Origin of the sequence: Rhodococcus sp. EPR-134, assembly GCF_001647205.1 — a bacterium.
Classification (GTDB): Bacteria; Actinomycetota; Actinomycetes; order Mycobacteriales; family Mycobacteriaceae; genus Rhodococcus_F; species Rhodococcus_F qingshengii.
Genome location: NZ_LVCT01000528.1, coordinates 1 through 4,168, shown reverse-complemented (window position 1 = coordinate 4,168; position 4,168 = coordinate 1). Strand labels below are relative to the sequence as shown.

Annotated in this window: 5 protein-coding genes; 2 read left to right on the top strand and 3 right to left on the bottom strand. The window is 60.0% G+C overall.

Annotated features, from left to right (window positions below; genetic code table 11):
- Positions 1–600: 600 nt before the first annotated feature.
- On the top strand, positions 601–990 hold the full coding sequence (locus A2J01_RS24115) for a helix-turn-helix domain-containing protein (RefSeq protein WP_007728194.1): 390 nt from the start codon (positions 601–603) through the stop codon (positions 988–990).
- A gap of 197 nt (positions 991–1,187) precedes the next feature.
- Here the strand turns inward: A2J01_RS24115 and A2J01_RS24110 are convergent, their stop codons facing one another.
- Positions 1,188–1,544: a type II toxin-antitoxin system PemK/MazF family toxin gene (locus tag A2J01_RS24110; RefSeq protein WP_003943396.1), complete on the bottom strand. Its 357-nt coding sequence runs from the start codon at positions 1,542–1,544 to the stop codon at positions 1,188–1,190.
- Entirely contained in the window at positions 1,541–1,753 is a 213-nt protein-coding gene (locus A2J01_RS35360; RefSeq protein ID WP_003943374.1) for a ribbon-helix-helix domain-containing protein, read from the bottom strand. The genes A2J01_RS24110 and A2J01_RS35360 overlap by 4 nt, the downstream gene beginning before the upstream one ends.
- Positions 1,754–2,460: 707 nt before the next feature.
- Between A2J01_RS35360 and A2J01_RS24105 the strand changes: the two genes are divergently transcribed.
- The gene (locus tag A2J01_RS24105) at positions 2,461–3,495 is read left to right on the top strand and encodes an AurF N-oxygenase family protein (protein ID WP_064113761.1); all 1,035 of its coding nucleotides are present in this window, start codon (positions 2,461–2,463) and stop codon (positions 3,493–3,495) included.
- Between the two features lie 326 nt (positions 3,496–3,821).
- Here A2J01_RS24105 and A2J01_RS36545 read toward each other — a convergent pair.
- The coding region (locus A2J01_RS36545; protein WP_197494285.1) for a hypothetical protein at positions 3,822–4,168 on the bottom strand (347 nt) is incomplete at its 5' end.

Genomic DNA, 4,168 nt, shown 5'->3' with positions numbered 1-4,168 from the left:
CGGAACTCTCGGGGATAGGGCTTCGGCATGGTGCACATCCTTCCAGCGGCACCTCTCGGCACCACAGATCAGATGTCACCTATCCGTGCAGCAGACCCCAATGTTTGGGATCTTCGTCCACTATTCCGACGACAGACGTGATAGGTCAGGAGTGCACACTGAATGAGGGGTGCATCCGCGAATCCGTCGATGACTCAGAGGTCCGAGAGAAACGATTACAGGACAGGCGGGCAGTATGGCGGTGGTGCACCCGATACCGGACACGCGGTGTACGTGCCGAACCAAGGACGATGAAACCCGAATCCGAAATGACCGTCGCTCAAGGTGGCAACCACACCAACGAAAACCCTGGTGATTCAGCCGATACCGAGTCAGAGGCCAGCGCCGTACCCGTGGACGCGATGACCGCTGAGTGTCCATCGCGGCATCGGCGTAGGAGCAGCATCCTGAGTCGGTGTCGGAACGACTCGACTAGCCACCGAGCTTTTCGCACCATCACGACAGAAGTACTGTCGTCAAAACTCACGCCCCCCCCGGGAGAATTCAGTAAGCAGCGCCACACCGATATCGAGTCCACGAATCCATGAAAAAATTCAGGCCATGCGGACAGGATTCGGAGTGTGGATTCGTGATCAGATCGATGCTCGGGGCTACGAGAGCACCGAGGAGGCTGCCCGGGCGCTAGGGGTGTATCCGTCGTTGCTGCGTCATTGGGCAACGATCGTGCGATCGCCGTCCCCGCAAGTTCTTCGGCAGGTCGCAGTGTTGTTCGATGCGCCCATACAAGACGTGCTGATCGCCGCCGGCTACATGACCGAAGAAGAGAACCGCCCTCTCTCCCCGACCAGGATGTCGCTGCAACAAATGTCGAACAAGCAAATCCTCGACGAGATATGCCGCCGCACAGTAGGAGACACCGGAGGACCCCCTATTCCAGTGCGAGTGAACGGAGTACTTCACACCCCAGACGGATGGACCAGCACACCTTAGGCGTTCCGCCCCTCGGTTCGTTCGCTGTATCGAGACCAATTGCTAGCAAGCCGAGTCGTCCTGCCGCTCGTCGGACGCACTCTCACTGCCGCGCTGGCAAGGGAAGCAAGCAGCGAGTGGGCAGAGCAGACCACGTAGGGTCTTCGGCAACCGCACCCCGACGATCGAGGCGATCACCCGGTCCCAACAGCACCAAGTTACTGCAGATCGAGGTGCAGCCGCAGCGCGTCCTCGAGTGCGGCGAAAGTCTCCATCCCGACCTTGCCGACAGGTTCAGGATCCAGACGCCGAACCGATACCGAACGCACTTGCTCCGCTTGCGCTTTCGACGCTCGCGCCAAACCTGACTCGTCGGACTCGACAATCACCTGAAACGGAAACACGTGCGCGGTATTGGTAGTCAACGGAACCACGGTGATCACGCCCCTGCCGAGATTTTCTGCAGTAGCGTTGGCCCGGTCGTTGCTCACCACCACCGCCGGTCGTCGTTTCGCCGCTTCACTGCCCTGCGCGGGATCGAGATCCACCCAGTGAATGTGCGCGCGGCGAATCATTCGGTGTCTGCCGTGACAGCGTCCCACACTTCATCTACGTCACCTTCAGCAAACGCTGCAGCGTAGTCACGTTCGAGTCCGGACGTCGAGAGTAGGCGGAGTGCGGCTCGAATTCCTGCTGACCGGCCACGAAGTCCGTGATCACGCACATACTCGTCGAGTAGGTGGGCATCCTCGTCAGGCAGACTTATGGTAAATTTCGTGGTCATACTTTAAGCGTACCAAAGTATGATCTGGCGGTAACCCGCGAAAACGGCTACACCGCCTCACCAGCAGAAAGAGCCCATTCAAGGAGGCAACCACCCCGACGCGTCTCCCTCATAGCCACCTCAGAGCCATTGGTCGTCGCGCATTTTCGCCCAGAATTTCAATTCAGATAGCGACCTCCGTCGAAACTGGTTGTTGCACAGTCACTTAAGAACTGACATAACTTGCAGTTGCCGATGAGATATTTCGACTGTTACCGCTCGTTATCCCGGCAATAACCACGGACTATCGGATCCCCGTCGCATGACGAAAGACGTGCGGGCCGATCCACATGATCAACTGTCTGCGCCGCCTCGGATATCGCCGCGGTGCAGGGACGCGAGTTCGGCGAGGTGAGTTCCGACCCGATCAAGCGGGACACCGACCGTGACGAGATCGCGAGAACCTCGTCCTGCACCTATCCCACCGTATAGGTCGGCAGATGCACACAATGGCCTAACGTCGACCACGTCCAGCGCCGTCGTCTCGACAGCAGGACCCACACCACCATCAAATGCCGAGAGCTGCGTGCATGGTGCGATATTGAGCGTCCTTTTCGCCCTTCCGGACTTACCCGTGGACGTGCAGACTCATACAGTTACTGTGGACGCGTAGTCACACTTAGTTTACTGTGGGCACGTCTGAGATAGATGCCACAAAGGAGCCCGAAATGCAGTTCCTAACACCTCGTCGCACGCGGCGTAACGCGCCATCTGTCCGGTTAACTCCGGGGCGCAATACCGTCAACGAACATCGCGATTACCACGACACTCTGCGCACACTGTCCGAGGCATCCTCGACAGGGCTCCACTTCGAGGCGTTCAAAGACATCGCCTGGAATTCGCCCGAATTCGCCGCCCCCGCGGACGACCCAAGATGGACACTCCCCGCGGTCGACCCCTTGTCCCACACCGACTGGTACCGCGCGCTCTCACCCCAGGAACAACGGCGGGTTGCCCGGATTCGGCTCGCATCTATAACAAAGACCGGCTCCCAGTTCGAGCAACTGCTCCTTCTCGGCGGTACCCAGTTCTTGATGGGCCTGGCGAACGAGAACCCCGAATTCCGCTACTTCATGCACGAACTCACCGAAGAGACACACCACATCCAGATGTTTCAGGAGTTCACCAACCGGGTGGCTCCGGAGGTCCACGGTGCCCCAACGTGGCTTGTCAAGGCCTTCCCCCTGGTCGGTTCGCTGGGATCGCTGTGGCCCAGTTTCTTCTTTCAGATCATCCTCGCTGGAGAGGAGCCGATCGACCACATCCAGAAGAGCATCATGCGCGGCGGTGGCATTCACCCGCTCACCGACCGCATCATGCAGATCCATCTCGCCGAGGAAGCACGTCACATCGGGTTCGCCCATGCATGGTTGCGCCATCACGCTCCGCGCATGAGCCGATTCAACCGCCTCGCACTCGGCCTCACCACGCCTGTAGTCATGCGCATAGGGTTTTGGTCCATCGTCGTCCCGAGCCGGCAGGACGCGACGTTGCTGGGTATCCCCCGCAATGTTCTGCGCGAGACCTATTCGATGCGCAACCCCGATTTCCGGCGACTCCTTGCAGAGTCCTGCGCAGACGTCCGGAGCCTCGCCGACGCCAACGGAATGCGCACCCGGCTCACCCTCTGGTCCTGGCGGCTTACCGGAACCGACGGCCGACTGTCGCGTTACCGCAACGAGCCGTCGAGGGCCGCGGCTTGACGATCTGCAACCCGCGACGCAGCTGCCCCTCTCCCACTTCGACAGACAGCTGCGTCACCCGCTCACCGCGGTCGAGGGAACGGCGCACAGATATCAGCGCGCCAACCGCAAGCCCACACCCGAATCGCCCCATCGAATTGTAGGAAGCGCATCCACCAAGGCGAACCGGCGACATCAGTGCCGACGGAGACGCAGCATTTCCAATGCCGTAGCGAATTCGATTTTGCTACTACAGGTTTCGGTACAACGTACTGCGAGCGACGTTCAGCACTTCCGTGATTCGGTCATGGATACGCCTCGCCCTTCATCTTGGTCCGGCAATAGAGTCACAGGCCGACTGCGCCGAGGAGAGCTTCTCCTGGATCGACGACTGCCACTACGGCCGCGACGAACAGCAGCGTCATCGCAATGGTCATCACAGCACCGAGCGATCCGAGGGCGAGGAACATCCGACGGTGGGCACCGTTTGTCGTGTCCGACGGTCTGTAGCGTCGGACGGCGATGACGGTTCCGGTTGCCACTACAGCGATCACCACGGCGGTAGCGACAATCGCCGCCCAGTTGTAGTGCTCGACCTGTGTGAGCAACTCGAGCAGTGGCGGTCTGGAGTCTCCGCTCTGCACACCGTTCTCGATCAGAGACTGCGCTGTCTGCCCGTCCGCGTTGTCAGCGG

Bases quoted from the DNA above. Each gene is read 5' to 3' on its own strand.
- A2J01_RS24115 (WP_007728194.1), top strand. From the start codon at position 601: ATGCGGACAGGATTCGGAGTGTGGATTCGTGATCAGATCGATGCTCGG.
- A2J01_RS24110 (WP_003943396.1), bottom strand. From the start codon at position 1,544: ATGATTCGCCGCGCGCACATTCACTGGGTGGATCTCGATCCCGCGCAG.
- A2J01_RS35360 (WP_003943374.1), bottom strand. From the start codon at position 1,753: ATGACCACGAAATTTACCATAAGTCTGCCTGACGAGGATGCCCACCTA.
- A2J01_RS24105 (WP_064113761.1), top strand. From the start codon at position 2,461: ATGCAGTTCCTAACACCTCGTCGCACGCGGCGTAACGCGCCATCTGTC.